Origin of the sequence: Kordiimonas marina (assembly GCF_023006325.1) — a bacterium.
Classification (GTDB): Bacteria; Pseudomonadota; Alphaproteobacteria; order Sphingomonadales; family Kordiimonadaceae; genus Kordiimonas; species Kordiimonas marina.
This window is the reverse complement of sequence record NZ_JAINDF010000001.1, coordinates 113,896-132,415: the sequence shown is the minus strand read 5'-3', so window position 1 is coordinate 132,415 and position 18,520 is coordinate 113,896. Positions and strand designations below refer to the sequence as shown.

The following is an 18,520-nucleotide window of genomic DNA, read 5'->3' as shown; positions in this document are numbered from 1 at the left end:
TAGATGAGGCTGGGGTGTGGGCATGAAGGCGCTTCTCAGAAAATGGACGGTCAATCTCAGGCGCAGGCGGTTCCGGCGGGAACGGCGCGCGCAGGGTGATTACCGTGCGGTCGAACGGCCGATCCGCGAGAAGGGGCACCGCTGCAGCAACTGCAACGTCCAGCTTCACGGGCCTTTCTGCCATATCTGCGGCCAGAAGGATGATGACCTCAAACGGCCGATCTGGACCTTCGTTCAGGAAATCGTCGACAATCTGTTGCAGGCGGACAGCAAAATGCTGCGGTCGCTCATCATGCTGCTGTTCGTGCCGGGCGGGTTGACCCGCTCCTATATGCACGGCCACCGGGCGCGCTATTCGCCACCGCTCCGCTTCTATCTGATCGCCTCGCTGGGGTTTTTCCTGATCCTGACGGTCGCCAATGTGCTGATCCTGGATGTCAATGTCTCGCCGCTCGCGACACCGGCACCGCCTGCGGTCAGCAAGACATCTGAGGCCGCTTCCCCAACCAGTGGCGAGCCTCAGGCGGCCGTGGACAAGGCAGCTGAAAAGCAGGCCGCACCCGTCGCCCCACAGCCGGAGGCACCGCAGCCGACCGCCGAGCAAACCGATGCCGCCCGCAAGGCCGAGCAGGCAAAAGCCGAGGTCAAGAAGGCGCTGGCGGATAAGAATATCCCGCTGTCTGACAGCACCAGGGCGGCGATCGATAAGATGATCGACAGGAGCACCGCCCAGCCCGCACCGGGGGAGGTGCCCACGCCGGGGAACAAGAAGGCCAAGCCGAATATCATCGTCGGCACCAAGGATAGCGGCATCAACCTGGGCCTGTTCGACCTGCCTTACAATGTGAAGGTGAATATGTTCGTGCGGGACAATGGCATCGAACACGTCGGCCTCAGGCAGGAGGATATCGACAGTATCCTCGCCAATTCCGAAAATAACGAGACGTCAAAAGAGCTGGTGCGCGGGATGGCGCGGGCGCTCAAGAACCCGCAGACCTTCAATGACCTGTTCAACAAATGGCTGCCGCGCGTGCTGTTTGTGCTGATCCCGCTGTTCGCCCTGATCCTGCGGGTCTTCCACTGGGGCAAGAAGCGCTACTATATGAACCAGCTGGTGTTTGCGCTCCATTTCCACACCTTCCTGTTCCTGCTGTTGACCGCGCTTATCGTGATCGTGCCTTACTATGGCGGTGCGATGGGGGCGTGGGTTTTCTGGATCTCGGCCTCGGTCTATCTGATCATCGCGCTCAAGATCGGGGAGGACCAGGGCTGGATCCGGGCGTTCCTGAAGGCCGGCTTTATCTGGGTGACCTATATGACCTTCATGGTCGGCGGGCTGGCGTTCGTGATCTTCCAGGGGCTCAAGGAGCTTTAAAGGCCGGCCGGCCCCCCACGGGGAGCCGGCCTGATCTGTTTTCTTATGCCGCGGTGCGCAGGCCTTGGAGCGCGGCCACTTCGTCTTCAATCCGGTTGTGGGCGGCTTCAAGCGCGGCATCGGCGTTCATCGCCATCTGGTCGGCGGCGATGATCGTGACATCGTCGATGCCGACAAAACCGAGAATATGCCGGAGGTAGGTGGTGGCGAAGTCATAGCCGCTGCCGACCGGCGTGCCGCCGGATGCCGTCAGGACATAGGCTTTCTTGCCCTTCAGGAGGCCTTCGGGCCCATCCTCCGTGTAGCGGAAAGTAACCCGGGCACGGGAGATCAGGTCCACCCAGGCCTTGAGGGCGGCAGGCACCCCGAAATTATAGACCGGCAGGCCAATGACCAGGATGTCGGCGGCCTTGAGTTCCTCGATCAGGCTGTCGGACAGCGCGAGCGCCTCTTTCTGGTCGTCGGTGCGGTCTTCGGGCGCGGTGAAGTTGGCGGCTGTCCAGGCTTCATCGATGAGCGGCAGGCCGTTTGCCAGGTCACGGGTGGTGACATTCAGGCTGTCGCCTTTGGATGTGAGGTCATGCACGAATTTCTCGGTCAGGCCGCGGGTGACGGAGCCGTCTGTGCGGACACTGGCATCAAGACGCAGAAGGGTTTTAGCTTGGGTGGCCATGTCATTCTCCCTGTCGTGTGGGGTTCGGTTAGGGAGAATGTATGGTTGCCAGTTGTGATCTGATAGGCCGGTAAATTGACACTTTGTGTTGCGAAATACGCAACAGTGTTTGAAGCGGTCAGTCGCCAGAAGGAACGAGCTTCAAGGAAGCGGAGTTGGTGCAGTAGCGCAGTCCCGTGGGCGGCGGGCCGTCCGGGAACACGTGGCCGAGGTGGCTTTCGCATTTCGCGCACAGGATTTCGGTACGGATCATGCCGTGGCTGGTGTCCCGCTTCTCGGCGACCGCGTCCTCGCTGAAGGGCGCCCAGAAGCTGGGCCAGCCGGAGCCGCTGTCATACTTTGTGTCGCTGGAGAAAAGAGGCACCCCGCAGGCGGCGCAGTGGTAGGTGCCCTTGGTCTTGGTGTTCCAATATTCCCCGCTGAAGGGGGCCTCTGTGCCGCCGCAGCGGCACACGGCATATTGTTCGGGCGACAGCGCGCGGCGCCAGTCTTCGTCGCTCTTTTTGCCATCACCCGTTTTGCTGCCTTCAGGCATGGCTATCTGACCTCACAGGTGAGGCACAGGGCGTATTCGCCCAAGGGGTCGTTGAAGTTCGCCAGCATCCGGGCTTCCTTCTTAAGCTTCATGGCAGCGTTCAGCACCGGCGACAGGCTTGTGGACGTGCTGTAGCCATAGGTGCGCGGCGCATCGGTTTCGATGGTGGAGCCGAACAATTGGGCCACCATCTGCTTCAGCGTATTCGGCTTGTCGCGGTAGAAGACCACACGGTAGTCCTTGCCGACCTTGGCGGCCTCAGCGGCAGCTTCAACGGCTTTATCGAAACCACCCAGATGGTCGACGAGGCCAAGTTCCGCCGCTTTGGTGCCGATCCAGACCCGGCCCTGGGCGATCTTGTCCACATCCTTCAGGCTCATCTTGCGGCCCTTGGCGACGTGGGTGAGGAACTCCCGGTAGCCGGATTCGATCGACTGCTGGATGATGTCCTTGGTCTCATCGTTCATCGCGCGGGTGATGTTGTAGCCGTCGGCCAGCGGGCTGGTACCGACGCCGTCCGAATGGACGCCGATCTTGTCGAGCGTTTTCTCGAAGGTCGGGATCATGCCGAAGATGCCGATCGAGCCGGTGATGGTGCTGGGTTCCGCCCAAATCTGGTCCGCGGTCGAACAGATCCAGTAGCCGCCCGACGCGGCAACAGGCCCCATCGAGGCGATGACGGGAATGCCCTGCGCCTGAGCTGCAGCCAGTTCCTGGCGGATCAGTTCGGACGCGACAACCGAGCCACCGGGGCTGTCGACGCGCAGTACAATGGCAGCCGTTTTCGGGTTATGGCGTGCGTTGCGGATATAGCCGACGACGGTTTCCGCTGCCGTGACCGAGATCGGCCCCGACCCGCCGACAATTTCGCCCTGCGCGGTGATGACGGCAATGTCATGCCCGGCTTTCTTCGGCTTGTCGGTGGCGGCGAGATATTGTTCGACCCGGATCTGCTTGAAGGAAAGGCCGCTCTTGTCCGCGCCATATTCGGCCATCAGGGCCTTGCGCCAGGTTGCCCGTGGCGCTAGCTGGTCCACAAGTTTGTTCTGGACTGCGAGCTCAGCGAAATTGCCTTCGGCCTCCCGCATTTTGGACGGCATGTTGGCGACGTCCTTGTCGAGCGCGTCAGGCTCAAGCCCGCGGGCTTTCACGATGGACGCCTGATACTGGGACCACAGGGCACCGAGGAAGGCGGTGTTGGCTTCCTTCGCGGCGGGAGACATGTCATCCCGCATGAAGGGCTCAACCGCCGACTTATAAGTGCCGACGCGGAAGATGTGGACGTTGGCTTCGATCTTGTCGAGGAAGCTTTTGAAATACAGCGGGTAGGAGCCGAAACCGGTCAGGAGGACGCTGCCGGCCGGGTTCATATAGACCTTGTCGGCCTGGGCCGCGAGAAGATAGCCGCCCTGGCTGTAGGCGGTGGAAAGGGCATAGACCTTCTTGCCGCTTGTCTTGAAGTCCCGGATCGCCGCGGCGATTTCATGGAGGTGCGCCTGGGCAGCACCCGACATGCTGTCGGTAATCAGCGCCAGCGCACGGATATGCTTGTCATCCTTGGCGCGCTTGAGCGCGCGGAGGATATCATGGACGCTGGTCTGCGGCGGCGTGGACCGGTATTTGGAAAACAGGCTTTCCAGCGGGTCGGGATATTGCGCCTGCTCGACAATGGCGCCATTGGGCCACAGGACGAGGACGGCGCCATCCGGCACGCTGGGCTTGGGTTCGGCCTTGCGGCCCATGAGTGCGACGGCAATCACCAGGATCACCAGGAAACCGATGGTAATGGTTCCCAGTCCCTGGATGAATTTGACGATCGATTTCAGGATTTTCCAAATTCCGGCCATACAAGCACTCCAAATCGCAAAAAGAATATCTTACATAGTATTCCGGTAAGAAAGTGCGATGGCAGGGGGCCATCGTCAAGGGGATATCCCGAATAGTTGAAGCTGTTTGTGGCCTTAATGGGATGACACCTTAAAATAATACGCGCGGGTCCGCTGTGGCGCCGCTGTCAGCGAAGGAGAAACCTATGCCTGCCCATGTTCCGAACGTGCCGATCAGCCGCCATGCCCGCCGTGAAGGCGTGGCCGATGATGTCGATTATGAAATCAAGGGCCATGAGATGCAGTTTGTCGAGGTCGAGCTTGACCCCGGCGAATCCGCCATCTCCGAAGCCGGCGCCATGATGTTCAAGGACTCGGTCATCACCATGAACGCCGTGTTCGGGGACGGCTCCGGCCAGGAAGGCGGCTTCATGGGCAAGCTTCTGGGCGCGGGCAAAAGGCTTCTGACCGGCGAAAGCCTGTTCACCACCGTTTTCACCCACGAAGGCCACGGCAAGGCGCGGGTCGCGTTCGCGGCGCCTTATCCCGGCACCATCCTGGCGCTGAAGCTCAGCGACATGGGCGGCAGGCTCATCTGCCAGAAGGACGCGTTCCTGGCCGCCGCGCGCGGTGTGCAGGTGGGGATCCATTTCCAGAAGAAGGTCATGACCGGCCTGTTTGGCGGTGAAGGCTTCATCATGGAACGGCTCGACGGCGACGGCTGGGTGTTCGTCCATGTCGGCGGTACGGTGGTGGAGCGCGAGCTGAAGCCGGGTGAAGTGCTGCATGTAGACACGGGCTGCCTGGCGGCGATGACCGCCGATGTCGATATGGATATCGAGAAAGTTGGCGGCATCAAGTCGATGATCTTCGGCGGCGAAGGCGTGTTCTTCGCGCGGCTTACCGGGCCGGGTAAGGTATGGCTCCAAAGCCTGCCGTTCAGCCGCCTTGCGGGCCGCATCCATGCCTCAATGCCCCAGCACGGCGGCCATCGGGGTGAAGGCTCGGTCCTCGGCGGGATCGGCCGCGTGCTGGACGGCGACAACAGCTTCTAGGGCGGGATGGGAAAGGCCATGGCCATGCGTATCAGCGACCCGGTGGTGATGTACCGGTCTGAGCGGTATTTCTCCGCCTTTCCCGCGCTTGCCGCGCTGCCGTCGGGTGATATTCTCCTGGCCTTCCGCCGGGCGCCGGACCATCGCTGGCTTTTAAAGGGTACCGCCGACGCCGATTTTAATTCGGTCGATCATGTGCACCCGAAATCCCATATCGCGCTCCGGCGGTTCGGGCCGGACCTGCAGCCCTTGGGCGACGCCGTCACCATGCCCATGCATCCGGAAGCGGCTGACCAGGACGGCAACCTGTTCGTGACCCGCTCGGGTCGTCTGATCCAATATAGTTTCCTGTGGTATCCGGTTACGGGGGCGGTTGCCGGGAAGGTCACTGACCGCCCGGCCTTTGTCTCTCGCTGGGACGGCGGCGAAGCCCGCTACGTTTACTGGGGCTCCTATGTGCGCCTGAGCGACGATGAGGGTAAAACCTGGAGCGATTACCGACGCCTGCCCGTCGACCCCGACCATGGCCCGTCCAAATGGCCGGCTGAACATCTTGCCGGGCCTGTCCGGGGCCGCATGGTGGAGCTGGACGACGGAACGCTGTTGCTGTCGCGTTATATGGGCGGGATAGAAGGGCATGAGAACCAGGTCACCCGGCTGGTGAAATCGCTGGATGGCGGGGAAAGCTGGCAGCCTGCAGGGCCTATTGTCGCCATGCCCGGGGTAGATTTGCAGGAACCTGCGCTCGCGCGCTGGCCTGAAGGCGGCATGACGGTTTTTCACCGGACCCATGGCCATGATGACAGGCTCGTCATCGCGACATCCTATGATGCAGGTGCCTGTTTCGACCCGCCTGTAACCGTGCCGATAAAAGGCCACCCGTATGACCCCCTGGTGCTGCCGGACGGGCGTCTGCTGCTTGTTTACGGCTACCGCCACGCGCCCATGGGCGTGCGGGCACGGCTTGTCGAGCCGGGACAGGCCATAGAGAACGCGGAGGAGATCGTCATCCGGTCTGACAGCCCCAGCCGCGATACGGGTTATCCCTCCGCCGTCCAACTTGAGGATGGACGAATCCTGATCGCCACCTATATTGCAGACAAACGGGGCATTCGCGGGATCGAAGGCTCGCTTCTGGAACTCGAGTAGGAAATACAGTTTTATGGCACTGACGACCGAAGACCTCATCGCGCAAGGTTACGGCCTTTGGGGGGATGAAGACCCTTTTGAAAACCTGATCGGCCCTTTTTATCACAAGGATAATGGCGACGGCACGTACCGGTCGGCTTTCATCTCGGAAAAGCGCCACTGCAATACCTCAGGCGCGCTTCATGGCGGGCTGTTGATGAGCTTCGCCGATTATGCGCTGTTCTCCATCGCCAAGAAGGAGCTGGAAGGCCGCTGCGTGACCGTGGGCTTCAACAGCGAATTCGTCTCGGCAGGGATGGAAGGCGAAATGATTGAAGCGGTGGGTGAGGTCGTCCGGGCGACCCGGTCGCTCCTCTTTGTGCGCGGCACGATCTTTTCCGCTGACCGCACGATCCTGACCTTCAGCGGTATCCTGAAGCGGGTACGCGGCTGAGCGCTCAGCTTTCCGCGAGCCTGACCATCTCAGCCACATCGGCGAACTTCTGCCGCGGGGCGGGGCCTGACGCGGCGGCGACTTCCGCGGCTTCGATCTTCTTCCAGTCCTGGAAGGTGACGATATGGAGACCGCGTTCCGCGACGATTTCCTCAAGCCCGGCGCGGCCTTTTGTGCCCTTGGGGCGGATTTCCGCGAGGATGCGGTCGGCCACTTCGCTGCCGTCCGGCTTGTTGGTGCCGATGGTGCCGGAAGGCCCGCGCTTGGCCCAGCCGACGCAGTAAAGCCCGTCGCGGATTTTGCCGCCTTCGTTTTCGAAACAGCCGTAGCGCTGGTTATAGGGCACATCGGCGATCGGGCTGGTGCGGTAGCCGATGCAGGGCACCACGAGGCCGACAGGCAGCACCTCGGTTTCGCCTGTGCCGACGCAGGCGCCGTCTTCCACTCGGGTTTTCTCAAGCCTCAGGCCGCAGACGCGTTCCTCCCCCAAAACCGCCATCGGCCGGACATAGAACATGAGGTGCAGGCGCACCGGTTTGTCCCCCGGCTTGTTCTTGGCCATGGCGCGCAGGATCGCCATGTTTTTCTTGGCCGCGCCCGACAGCGTCTCGTCGAGGCTTTCATCCGGCAACTGGGCCGGGTCGACGAGCGCGACGCAGTTATCGAGGATATTCAGCTCGCCCAGTTCCTTGGGCGTGAAGCTGGCCTCCAGCGGCCCACGGCGGCCAAGGATGTGGATGTCGCGGATTGCCGAGCCATGGATCGGCCGGGCGGCGTGGCTGGCGAGGTCGGAGCCCGCCATCTCTTCCGCCGTTTTCGCGAGCACGCGGGCGACATCGACCGCCACATTGCCGTTGCCGATGACCGCGACGGAGGCAACCTGAAGGTCGGGGTTCAGGTCCTTATAGTCCGGGTGGCTGTTGTACCAGCCGACGAAGGGGCCGGAGCCGATGACGCCGGGCAAATCTTCGCCCTCGATGCCGAGCGGCCTGTCCTTCGCGGCGCCGGTTGCCAGCACCACGGCGTCATAAAGCGTGCCGAGTTCCGCCAGCGTGATATCCCGCCCAAGCGACAGGTTGCCGACGAAGCGGACGTTCGAGCGGCAGTTGGTCGCCTCATAGCGGCGGGAAACATTCTTGATGCTCTGGTGGTCGGGCGCGACACCGGCCCTGATCAGCCCAAAAGGCGTCGGCAGCCGGTCGATAATGTCCACATGGACACATTCGTCTGCCGTGGTTAGCGCTTCGGCGGTGTAATAGCCTGCGGGGCCCGCGCCGATGATCGCCACATTCAGGGTACTGGAACCATTACCTTGCATACGTCCCTCCCGTCATAGGCCATCAGAATGCCACGGATCGGGACGTGCGCCAAGGGGAGGTGCGAAGTGTGGCATTCGGCAGGATGGGCGGCCGGTTTAGCGGTTGTCTGTGTCGGAGCCTGTCGGTGGAGCGTCAACCTCAATGGAAATCAGTTGCTGCCAGTTGTCCAGGGTCAAGCCTTTAAGCGCTTCGGCGGTGATAATGTCTTTGTTGCGCATCTTAAAACGCAGACTCTGCGAGGGGGCGGCGAAATAGGCCTTAAGCGCGTCGGACAGGTTGTCTGGCATAGTGTCGCCAAAAATGCTGGTGAAGCTTAACAGCGCCGCCATGGCTGCCATAGGTCTCAATTCCTCAGGGTTTTGGTTGACGATGCCAGCGAGAAACTCGAGATAACTTTGCGCCAGTCCGCGGTCTGTAACGTCAATCGTACCCTCGACGCCAGAATAATACCCGCTGTAGGTTTGGGCTAAGGTGTTTATCATCTCAGCCAACACTGCTTTCGGGGCAGTGGGTTTCTTGCTCTCACCCAAGAAGGCGTCAATCTGGTTTCGTTCAAAGGAGATGACTGTGCGGGCCATTTTATCGAGGTCAACCTCGCTCAGGGCAAAGCGGGAACGTACTCTCACAAGGCCCCCAAGCGTGATGTCGCTAAGGCTTTCCTGGCGCCTGGCTTGGGCATCATAATGGCTTTCGGCCTGCATATTCATGTTAAGCGTGTTGAAAGGAGTATGCCTCAGCAACGGCGAGGCCTGGGTCAGGTTTTCAATTTGAAGGTCTTTAAGCGTCAGCTTGAGCCCGACTATGATGCCGGCACGGTGCTCGAAATTGCCCAGTTTCATAGCCTCTACACTAACGATAACGTTGCGTGGTAGCGTCGCCCTGAGGTCGAGGAAGGCAATAGTATCAACGCCGAAATACTTGACAGCAGCCACAGCTATATCTTCGGGCAGGGATCGTTTCTTGTTCGGTACTCCGTGGTGTGTGTGTGGTTGCTGACTGGCCGCCCGGGCAATATTGCTCAATAGGTTTATATCGCCGCCGTTAATCTGAATATGGCCAAGAGAAAGCCAGAATTGCTGCGACGGAGCATCGATCATCAGGTTGTCAATGAGAAGTTGGTCGAGCCGTTTGCCGTTGGCACTGATGTCGGTCCGATAGGTTTTTGCCTTGAACCGAATTGGATTGTTTCGGCCCAAGGTTCCAGTCAACCCCGTTACTGCGATGCTCACTGGCGCCGCGCGCGTGAGTGTGGTGTCGGTTGATGCAAGAAAAACGCCGAGCAGGTCTGCCCCGACTAGGTTGAGGCTGTCGAAACCGAGGCGACTGAAAGAATAATCACCGGCGTTGGTGCTGATGCTTAGCCCCTCAAGCATGGCATGGCCAAGCGACAAGATTTTGCCTTCCTGCCGGCTAACTTCAACGCTCGCGTTCTTGGCCTTGATCACGATGGCATGGCTTGCCTTGTCAATAAGCTGAACGTCCATCATGGACACAGACTTCGACCATAGGTTGGTGCTGAAGGCTCTACTTGTAAGCTGCAGTTTGTTTTCAGGATCGCTATTGAATTTGTTGACCGCCGTGCGGACGTCCGTTTCAAAACGATAACTGGAATAGCCAAAGCCACCCGCGGCAGCAAGGCCAAGGGTACAGGCCACAAACAGAAAAACCGATTTCATCCTGTAAGCCCCAATTAAATTGTTGCCATACAAAGAGCATAGGATAGAGGGCTACGCGAAACCAGTAAACCGGTGATATATTCAGGCTACGTCAAATTGCTTTTACGGGCGCGCGCTTTTGCCCCGCCTCATGCCATACGGCCTTTCCAGGGGATCAGCGCGGGGACGCGCTTTTTATAGTCGCGGTAGGTATCGCCGAACTCGGCGATCAGGTCGCGTTCCTCGAATTTGAGCGCGATGATGACATAGACAATCATCCCGGCGGCCAGGACGAAGCGGCCAACCGTCATGTCAGGCGTGGCGACCAGTGAAAGCACCACACCGGCCTGAATGGGGTGGCGCACATACTGGTAAAAGACCGGCGTCTTGAACTGCTTGCGGTGGTCGACCGCGTCACCCGAGAAGGACTGGCGCAGGCCCATCAGGTAGCTCGGGTTGATCTGCTGGCTCGCCTGGAAGCTGATGATCCAGCCTGCGGCATAGAGGATATGCAGCACCCAGCGCGCGGCCGAGTTTTCAAGGTGCCAGACTGAGCCTGCGACCGGCTGCCAGTTGACCACCAGGATGTACAGCACAACGGCGGAGAGGAGCACATAGGTGCTGCGCTCCAGATGCGCGGGCACGAGTTTCGTCCATATGGCTTTGAAGCCCGGCCGCGCCATAATGGTGTGCTGCAGGCCAAAGAGGGCGAGAAGACCGATATCGACAAGGAGCGGGTTATCTGCCGGGGCTGAATTGAGCTGGTCGATATCCAGGCTCTGGATCGAGGTCAGGCCGAGCGCGCCAAAGAGGTTGGCGGCGAAAGCGATGAACAGCAGCAAGGACAGGATGCCGAGCAGATAGCAGGTCAGGCCATAAGCCTTGTTGATGATGGTCATTTCACAGTCTCCCCTTATCCCTTGTCGGCCATTCTGCCGCCAGATGCCGCACGGACCAAGCTTAAGTTTGCCTCTTTATTCCGTTTAAGCCGGTCGTTAGGCTGGCGTGTGTTTGCGATCAGCTGAGGACCTTGCCCATGACCAACGATTTCTACGACCCGATGGCACCCTTTTATCATCTGGTGCATGGCGACTGGGAGACAAGCATCAAAAACCAGGCCAAGGCGCTTGATAGCATTATCAAGGCCGAGTGGGGTAACGGTATCTCGACCATCCTTGATGTCACCTGCGGCATCGGCACGCAGGCGATTGGCCTTGCGGAGAAGGGCTACCGTGTCACGGGGTCCGACCTGTCGGGCGAGGCGGTCCGGCGCGCGCAGGCGGAAGCGGACAAGCGCGGCCTCGATATCGATTTCCATGTCGGGGACATGTGCAAGGTGGGCGATGAACGCGGCGGGCCGTATGACCTGGTGATGTCCGCCGACAATGCGGTGACGCATCTTCTGAGCGAAGAGGCGATCCTCGGCGCGCTCAAATCCTTCCACAAAGCCTGTAAGCCCGGGGGTGGTTGCCTCGTGTCCATGCGCGACTATGACAAGGAGGGGAGGGGCGGTGTCCAGTTCCACCCGTTCGGGGTGCGCGACGTGGACGGCGTGCGCTGGAGCGTCTACCAGGTGTGGGATTGGCGACCGGACGATAGCGGCGTCTATGATTTCTCGATGTATTTCACGGCTGATGACGGGAAAAGCGAACTCAAGACCCATGTCATGCGCTCAAGCTTCCTCGCGCTCAGCCCGTCCCGCATGATGGCGCTGTTCGAAGAAGCAGGTTTCCATGATGTGAAGCGCACCGACGGCGTCTTTTTCCAACCGGTGATCACCGGCACCAAATAAGGTGCCGGTTCCTGCCGGAGGGCTAGCTTGCCACCAGGTGAATGTCTTCCGTCGGGGCGTCCCATGACAGGTGATTGTCATTGAGGATCACGAGGTTCTTGGTCGCGATAACGTCCGGGACGGCGGAATAGCCCAGAAGCTCGGCGGTTGAGGCTTCCGGGTGGCGTGCGAGCAAGAGGACTTCGTCGGAGGAGAAGTTGGTGAGCCCGCGGGCGATTTCCTGGCCACTTTCGTCATAGACGTGAAGAATATCCCCCTTCTGGAAGGTATCCGACACTGAGATAATATCCGTGTGGGTAATCGGCTGCGGGGTCCGCACCAAGGCTTCGGCCGCGCCCTGGTTCAGGACCAGGCTGCCCGCCATTTGCAAGCGGTTGGTCAGCCAGACCTTCCAGGCCGAGGCCGGGGTGCCGAAGGCCATGCAGGTGGTGTGGCGGCGCTCGCCGTTCAGGACGGACAGGATCGGCCGGTCGATGATGCCTTCCGCGATCAGCGTGTTGCAGCCTGCCTGCTGGGCCATGTTCGCGGCCTGCAGTTTGGTATACATGCCACCGCTTCCAAGCGCGTTGGTGCCGCACGCCGCTTCCAGATAGTCGCCGACATTTTCCAGCTTCTCGATGAACTGCGCGCCGTCTTCGTGGGGCGGGCGGTCATAGAGGCCGTCAATGCTGGTCAGCAGAATGAGGTGGTCTGCCTGGATCATCTGGGCAACCTTGGCGGCCAGGCGGTCATTGTCGCCCACCCGCAGTTCTTCGGTGGTGACCGTGTCGTTCTCATTGACGATCGGCATGATGCCATTGTCGAACAGGCGCTCCACCGTGTTCTTGATATTGATGAACCGGCGGCGTTCTTCCATGTCGCCAAGCGTGACCAGGATTTGCGCGATATCGAAGCCGAATTCGTGTGCAACCTGTTTGTAGGCATTCAAAAGCAGCGGCTGGCCGAAAGCGGCTGCTGCCTGCTTGTCCAGGATTTGCGCTTCTTCAGGTGATTTGTGGATGGCGTTGAGGCCAAGCGCCACGGCGCCGGATGACATCAGCACCACGTCGATGCCCTGTTCCCTGAGTTTGGCGATATCGCTCAACAGGCCGTGCATGAACGCATACCTGAGCGTCAACTGCTGGCTGTCGGCCAAGAGGCTTGAGCCGATTTTGACGACGATACGCTTGGACATTGACAATTTGGTCTCCTGTAATGGTTGCAACTAAGGGCTCCATATAGGGGTATGGATCCGAATTTGCTAGAAATAATTAGAATTGAAATTAAATATCCTTCCATTGTGTGATGGGAAGAATTCCATATTTACCTTTAAAAACAGTTAATTATAAAAATACATCGGAAATGGGCTAATTCTGTAATCAAAAATTGGCCTTGAAATAATATTTCGAATTCGAATATTTAGGGCACGCCGAAGCGCTGGGGAGTGCTGCGACCATTCGCGGTGCCCAAGTGCGTGGCGTGCCCCTGTATGTGAAAGCCTGTGGTTGAAAGAAGGAGTTGGTGAATGGATATTCTGATGGTCGGATGCGGCCAAATGGGCGGTGCAATGCTGAACAGTTGGGCGGGCCTCGAGGATATGTCATTCACCATTGTTGACCCGGCCGAGCTTAAGCTGCCGGTCGGAGTTTGGCATGTGCAGTCTCCGGCCACGCTCGGGTCCAAGCAGTTCGATATGGTGATCGCTGCGGTCAAGCCGCAGATGATGGCGGACGTGATGCCGGCCTTTGTGCCGCGCCTGAAGCCGGACGGTTGCCTGGTTTCCATCGCTGCGGGCTATAGCCTCGCAAGCCTGGAAGCGATTTTTCCGGATCATGGCATCATCCGCGTCATGCCGAACCTGCCGGCGCTGATCGGCCGCGCGGCGACAGGGCTATATGCCAGTGAGCGCGCGAACGTTGCCCAGCGGGACGCCCTGGAAATCCTGATGGAGGCCATCGGCCAATATGTCTGGGTCCAGTCGGAAGACCAGTTGGACCGGCTGACGGCTGTCTCCGGCAGCGGTCCTGGTTATGTTTTCCAGTTTATCGAAAGCTTCATCGACGGCGCGCGCGAGCTTGGGTTTTCCGACAAGGATGCCCGGACGCTTGTGGTTCAGACCATGCTGGGCGCGGCTGAAATGGCGGCAAACACGGAAGCGCCGATCAGCAGCCTGCGGGAATCCGTCACAAGCAAGGGCGGGACAACCCAAGCCGGGCTTAACCAGCTTCGGGACCATCAGGCGCTTGACCAGTTGATGACCAACACGACTGCCGCGGCCTACGCCCGCGCCCGGGAGCTCAGGTAGAGCCGGCGCCCTCAATTCCCCTATTTCCAGTTTCCAGAAGACTTTACGGAGCCTTTCATGACCTCGCTGTCTAACGAGATTAAAGATTATATCCATTTGCTGGCCAAGCGCGCGTCCACTGCGGCCAAGAAGCTGGCAACAGCAAGTGAGGATGAAAAAAACCAAGCCCTTCTGGCGGCAGCTGCCGCCCTGAGGGACGACACGGATACCATCCTGGCCGCCAACCGCGAAGACGTGGAAAGCGCCCGCGCGGACGGTAAAAACGCGGCCTTCATCGACCGGCTGGTCCTGACGGAGGAGCGTGTGGAAGCCATGGCCTCTGCCATGGAAGCGATCGCGAAGCTGCCGGACCCGGTGGGCCGTAAACTGGCGCAGTTCGACCGGCCGAACGGCCTGGTCGTGGAGCGTGTAGCGGTACCGATCGGCGTTATCGCCATGGTGTTCGAAAGCCGCCCCAATGTCGGCGCCGACGCGGGGGCCTTGTGCCTCAAGTCCGGCAATGCCGTCATCCTGCGGGGTGGGTCGGAAAGCTTTCATTCCACCAGTGCCATCGTGTCCTGCCTGAAACGCGGGATCGCCGAGGCGGGCCTGCCGGAGGATATCATCCAGTTCGTGGATACGCGGGACCGCGCGGCGGTGACGCACCTCCTCAAATGCGCCGACTATGTCGACCTTGTCATCCCCCGGGGCGGCAAGGGATTGGTGAAGCTGGTGACCGAACAGGCGGAAGTGCCCACGCTCCAGCATCTGGACGGCAACTGCCATACCTATATCCACGCCGCCGCCGATATGGACAAGGCCGTGACGGTGGTGAAGAACGCCAAGCTGCGCCGGACGGGCATCTGCGGTGCCACCGAAAGCCTGGTCGTCGACCGTAAAATTGCGCCGGACGTGCTGCCGCGCCTTCTGGACGCCATGCCGGAATGCGAATTCCGCGGCGATGGCCTTGCCGTCCGGATCGACGACCGGATCAAGACCGCGGATGAAGATGATTTCGGTACCGAATATCTGGATGCCATCCTGTCGGTGAAGCTGGTGAACGGTATCTCAAACGCCATTTCCTTCGTGGACCAGCATTCCTCCAAGCATACCGACGCCATCATCACCGAAAATCAGGAGGTGGCGGAACAGTTCATGGACGGGGTCGACAGCGCCATCGTTATGCATAACGCCTCCACGCAGTTTGCCGACGGTGGTGAGTTCGGCATGGGTGCCGAGATCGGCATCGCCACCGGCAAGATGCACGCACGCGGGCCCGTAGGCCTCGAACAGCTGACCACCTTCAAATACAAGGTGCGTGGCAGCGGCCAGGCGCGGCCCTAACCGCCACGATCATGCAGACGAACGCCCGGCACAGTCTGTAGCCGGGCGTTTGCACACCTGAAAATCAAGTTTCACTAGAGGCAGGGACAATGCAGATAGAAGTAATGACATCGCTCGCCGCCTATTTCGTTCTGATGATGGCGATCGGGCTTTATGCCTACAAGAAATCGACCGACGACGTATCCGGTTACATGCTGGGCGGGCGGCAGTTGCCGCCGGCGGTGGCGGCGCTTTCCGCCGGGGCATCGGACATGAGCGGCTGGATGCTGATGGGCCTGCCTGGGGCTGTGTATGTCTCCGGCCTCAGCAGCGCCTGGATCGCAGTCGGGCTGATGGTCGGGGCGTTCCTGAACTATCTGTATGTAGCGCCAAGGCTGCGCGTCTATACGGAAATCGCCAATGACGCGATCACCATCCCCGACTTTTTCGAAAAGCGCTTTCACGACAGCTCGCACATCCTGCGGACCCTGTCGTCGGTGGTGATCATCATCTTCTTCACGCTTTATACCTCGGCGGGTGTGGTCTCGGGCGGGAAGCTGTTTGAGGCCTCCTTCGGCATGTCCTATGAAATCGGGCTGTTCGTCACCGCAGGCGTCGTGGTGGCCTATACGCTGTTCGGCGGCTTCCTGGCTGTCAGCCTGACTGACTTCGTGCAGGGCTGCATCATGTTTGTCGCCCTCATCCTGGTGCCGGTTGTGGCTTTCTTCGACCTGGGCGGCAGCGCGTCCATCGCGCGCACGCTTACGGATACCCATGTGGACTTCCTGAATATGTTCGGCGGTCTCACGCTTGCCGGGTTGGTCTCCAGCCTGGCCTGGGGACTTGGCTATTTCGGGCAGCCGCATATCATTGTCCGCTTCATGGCGGTGCGGTCCTTGAAAGAGGTCGGCACCACCCGGAATATCGGCATGAGCTGGATGCTGGTCACCGTGATCGGGGCGGTCTCGACCGGTGTTGTGGGCCTCGCCTATGTGGTCCAGAGCGGGGCCAAGCTTGATGATCCGGAGACGGTGTTCATCCTCTTGTCCCAGCTTCTGTTCAACCCTTATATCTCCGGCTTCCTGCTTGCGGCCATTCTGGCGGCGATCATGAGCACGATCTCCAGCCAGCTTCTGGTGTCCTCCAGTTCGCTGACCGAAGATGTCTATAAAACCTTCTTTCGCCGCGAAGCCTCACAGAAGGAGCTGGTGCTGGTAGGGCGCTTGTCGGTGCTTCTGGTATCCCTGGTGGCGATCGCGCTGGCCTATGACCGGTCGAACACCATCCTGTCGCTGGTCAGCAACGCTTGGGCCGGGTTCGGTGCGGCCTTCGGGCCGTTGATCCTCCTGTGCCTGCACTGGCGGCACATGACGCGGGACGGCGCCATCGCCGGGATGATCTCGGGCGCAGTGACGGTGCTTTTCTGGATCTATGCGCCCATCACCATCGGCGGCAAGTCGCTCTCCGACAATCTCTATGAAATGCTGCCAGGCTTCATCGTCAGCGCCCTTGTCGCGATTGTCGTGAGCAAGCTTACGGAAGGCCGCGGCGAAGCGGCGCGGTCCAAGACACTATTCGCCGAAATGGAAGCCGAGATGGCCAAGGGCTAAGCGGCCCCCGCTGAATTGGCAGGAGAAATACTGCCCCTCCCTCACCAAGGGGGAGGGGCAGTCAATGTCTATATGCCGCCAAGGCAGAGATATTTGGTTTCGATATAGTCTTCGATACCGTAGCGCGAGCCTTCGCGGCCGAGGCCGGACTGTTTTACGCCGCCGAAGGGCGCCACTTCGGTGGAGATAATGCCTTCATTCACACCGACCATGCCATATTCGAGGGCTTCGGCCACGCGCCAGACCCGGCCGATATCCCGCGCATAGAAATAGGCGGCCAGGCCGTAGGGCGTGTCGTTGGCAAGCCGGATCACATCCTCTTCGGTCTCGAAACGGAAGATGGGGGCGACCGGCCCAAAGATTTCAGCTTGAGCGATCTCCATGTCGGGCGTTATGCCCGTGAGGATGGTGGGCTCATAGAAATTGCCGCCAAGGCCATGGCGGCTGCCGCCGATGGCGGTGGATGCCCCGGACGCAAGCGCGCTGTCCACGAGGATGGCAACCTTGTCAGCCCCGGCGCGGTTGATCAGCGGGCCGACAGTCACCCCCGGTTCGGCCCCATTACCGACCTGAAGCGCGGCCACCGCGCGGGTCAGTTTTTCCACAAAGGCATCATGGATACCGGCCTGAACCAGGAAACGGTTGGCGCAGACACAGGTCTGCCCGGCGTTCCTGTATTTGGAGGCCATCGCGCCCGCGACCGCCTGGTCGAGGTCCGCATCGTCGAAAACGATGAAGGGCGCGTTGCCGCCAAGTTCCAGGCTGACCTTCTTGATCGTGCCTGCGCACTGGGCCATCAGTTGCCGCCCGACGGCGGTTGACCCGGTGAAGGAAAGCTTGCGGATCGCCGGGTGGCTCGTGAGGACCTTGCCAACCGCGACCGGGTCGGTGGTGGTGACGACCCGGAACACGTCTGCCGGGATACCCGCTTGATGGGCGAGCTTTTCAAGCGCCAGGGCGGACAGCGGCGTGGCCTCCGCGGGCTTCACGATCGCGGTGCAACCGGCGGCCAGGGCCGGTGCCACCTTGCGGGTGATCATCGCAAGCGGGAAGTTCCAGGGCGTGATGGCCGCCATAACCCCGATCGGTTGCTTGAGGACGACAATGCGCTTGTCAGTGGCGGGCGAGGGGATCACGTCGCCATAGATACGCTTGCCTTCCTCGGCGAACCATTCGATGAAGCTGGCACCGTAGGCGACCTCGCCCCGCGCTTCGGCAAGCGGTTTGCCGCATTCGGCGGTCATGATCGCGGCCAGGTCGTCCGTGTGCTGCAGGATGAGCCGGAACCAGCCCTGCAGGAGCGCGGCCCGCTCCTTGGCGGTCTTCTTGGCCCAGGCCGGGAAGGCGGCTTCAGCGGCATCAATCGCAGTATCCAGGGCCTTGAGCTCAGTGTCACCGACCGTGGCGATTTTCTCACCGGTGGCCGGGTTGAAAACGTCCAGACCGTCCGATTTGACAAAATAGTCCTCTACCAACGGGAACTGTTGGGGCATGGCATGTGTCCTTGTCGTG

General features: G+C 60.4%; 16 protein-coding genes. 8 read left to right on the top strand and 8 right to left on the bottom strand.

What is annotated here, in order from left to right:
• Positions 1–22: 22 nt before the first annotated feature.
• Positions 23–1,375: a DUF3667 domain-containing protein gene (locus K6118_RS00630; RefSeq protein WP_247118191.1), complete on the top strand. Its 1,353-nt coding sequence runs from the start codon at positions 23–25 to the stop codon at positions 1,373–1,375.
• Positions 1,376–1,418: 43 nt separating this feature from the next.
• Here K6118_RS00630 and K6118_RS00625 read toward each other — a convergent pair whose 3' ends face one another.
• From K6118_RS00625 to sppA, 3 genes are all read right to left on the bottom strand, one after another.
• Complete coding sequence (locus tag K6118_RS00625) at positions 1,419–2,048, bottom strand: FMN-dependent NADH-azoreductase (RefSeq protein WP_247118190.1); 630 nt, start codon at positions 2,046–2,048, stop codon at positions 1,419–1,421.
• A gap of 118 nt (positions 2,049–2,166) precedes the next feature.
• Positions 2,167–2,583, bottom strand: a complete 417-nt coding sequence (gene msrB, locus K6118_RS00620; RefSeq protein WP_247118189.1) for a peptide-methionine (R)-S-oxide reductase MsrB — start codon at positions 2,581–2,583, stop codon at positions 2,167–2,169.
• Between the two features lie 2 nt (positions 2,584–2,585).
• Positions 2,586–4,430, bottom strand: coding sequence for a signal peptide peptidase SppA (sppA, locus tag K6118_RS00615; protein WP_247118188.1), 1,845 nt, complete (start codon positions 4,428–4,430; stop codon positions 2,586–2,588).
• A gap of 185 nt (positions 4,431–4,615) precedes the next feature.
• On the opposite strand from sppA, the gene K6118_RS00610 reads away from it, so the two are divergent.
• From K6118_RS00610 to K6118_RS00600, 3 genes are read left to right on the top strand one after another with little or no spacing between them, the layout of a single operon-like run.
• The gene (locus K6118_RS00610; RefSeq protein ID WP_247118187.1) at positions 4,616–5,464 is read left to right on the top strand and encodes a TIGR00266 family protein; all 849 of its coding nucleotides are present in this window, start codon (positions 4,616–4,618) and stop codon (positions 5,462–5,464) included.
• 18 nt (positions 5,465–5,482) lie between these two features.
• Complete coding sequence (locus tag K6118_RS00605; protein WP_247118186.1) at positions 5,483–6,613, top strand: sialidase family protein; 1,131 nt, start codon at positions 5,483–5,485, stop codon at positions 6,611–6,613.
• Between the two features lie 13 nt (positions 6,614–6,626).
• Positions 6,627–7,046 (top strand): PaaI family thioesterase, encoded by a 420-nt coding sequence (locus K6118_RS00600; protein WP_247118185.1) that lies wholly within the window; start codon positions 6,627–6,629, stop codon positions 7,044–7,046.
• A gap of 4 nt (positions 7,047–7,050) precedes the next feature.
• Here the strand turns inward: K6118_RS00600 and K6118_RS00595 are convergent, their stop codons facing one another.
• The 3 genes from K6118_RS00595 to K6118_RS00585 all read right to left on the bottom strand — a co-directional run bounded on the left by K6118_RS00595 (position 7,051) and on the right by K6118_RS00585 (position 10,919).
• Entirely contained in the window at positions 7,051–8,364 is a 1,314-nt protein-coding gene (locus tag K6118_RS00595; RefSeq protein WP_247118184.1) for an FAD-dependent oxidoreductase, read from the bottom strand.
• A gap of 96 nt (positions 8,365–8,460) precedes the next feature.
• Positions 8,461–10,041, bottom strand: a complete 1,581-nt coding sequence (locus K6118_RS00590; protein WP_247118183.1) for a hypothetical protein — start codon at positions 10,039–10,041, stop codon at positions 8,461–8,463.
• Positions 10,042–10,169: 128 nt separating this feature from the next.
• Positions 10,170–10,919, bottom strand: a complete 750-nt coding sequence (locus K6118_RS00585) for a methyltransferase family protein (RefSeq protein ID WP_247118182.1) — start codon at positions 10,917–10,919, stop codon at positions 10,170–10,172.
• Between the two features lie 137 nt (positions 10,920–11,056).
• Between K6118_RS00585 and K6118_RS00580 the strand changes: the two genes are divergently transcribed.
• Positions 11,057–11,812: a class I SAM-dependent methyltransferase gene (locus K6118_RS00580; protein ID WP_247118181.1), complete on the top strand. Its 756-nt coding sequence runs from the start codon at positions 11,057–11,059 to the stop codon at positions 11,810–11,812.
• Positions 11,813–11,834: 22 nt separating this feature from the next.
• On the opposite strand, the gene proB is transcribed toward K6118_RS00580, so the two are convergent.
• On the bottom strand, positions 11,835–12,992 hold the full coding sequence (proB, locus tag K6118_RS00575; protein WP_343269721.1) for a glutamate 5-kinase: 1,158 nt from the start codon (positions 12,990–12,992) through the stop codon (positions 11,835–11,837).
• Positions 12,993–13,316: 324 nt separating this feature from the next.
• Between proB and proC the strand changes: the two genes are divergently transcribed.
• The 3 genes from proC (at position 13,317) to putP (ending at position 17,008) form a co-directional block, all read left to right on the top strand.
• Positions 13,317–14,096 (top strand): pyrroline-5-carboxylate reductase, encoded by a 780-nt coding sequence (gene proC, locus K6118_RS00570; protein ID WP_247118179.1) that lies wholly within the window; start codon positions 13,317–13,319, stop codon positions 14,094–14,096.
• A gap of 57 nt (positions 14,097–14,153) precedes the next feature.
• Positions 14,154–15,419 (top strand): glutamate-5-semialdehyde dehydrogenase, encoded by a 1,266-nt coding sequence (locus K6118_RS00565; RefSeq protein ID WP_247118178.1) that lies wholly within the window; start codon positions 14,154–14,156, stop codon positions 15,417–15,419.
• A gap of 89 nt (positions 15,420–15,508) precedes the next feature.
• Positions 15,509–17,008 (top strand): sodium/proline symporter PutP, encoded by a 1,500-nt coding sequence (gene putP, locus K6118_RS00560; RefSeq protein WP_247118177.1) that lies wholly within the window; start codon positions 15,509–15,511, stop codon positions 17,006–17,008.
• Between the two features lie 68 nt (positions 17,009–17,076).
• On the opposite strand, the gene K6118_RS00555 is transcribed toward putP, so the two are convergent.
• Complete coding sequence (locus K6118_RS00555) at positions 17,077–18,501, bottom strand: NAD-dependent succinate-semialdehyde dehydrogenase (protein WP_247118176.1); 1,425 nt, start codon at positions 18,499–18,501, stop codon at positions 17,077–17,079.
• Between the last annotated feature and the right edge of the window lie 19 nt (positions 18,502–18,520).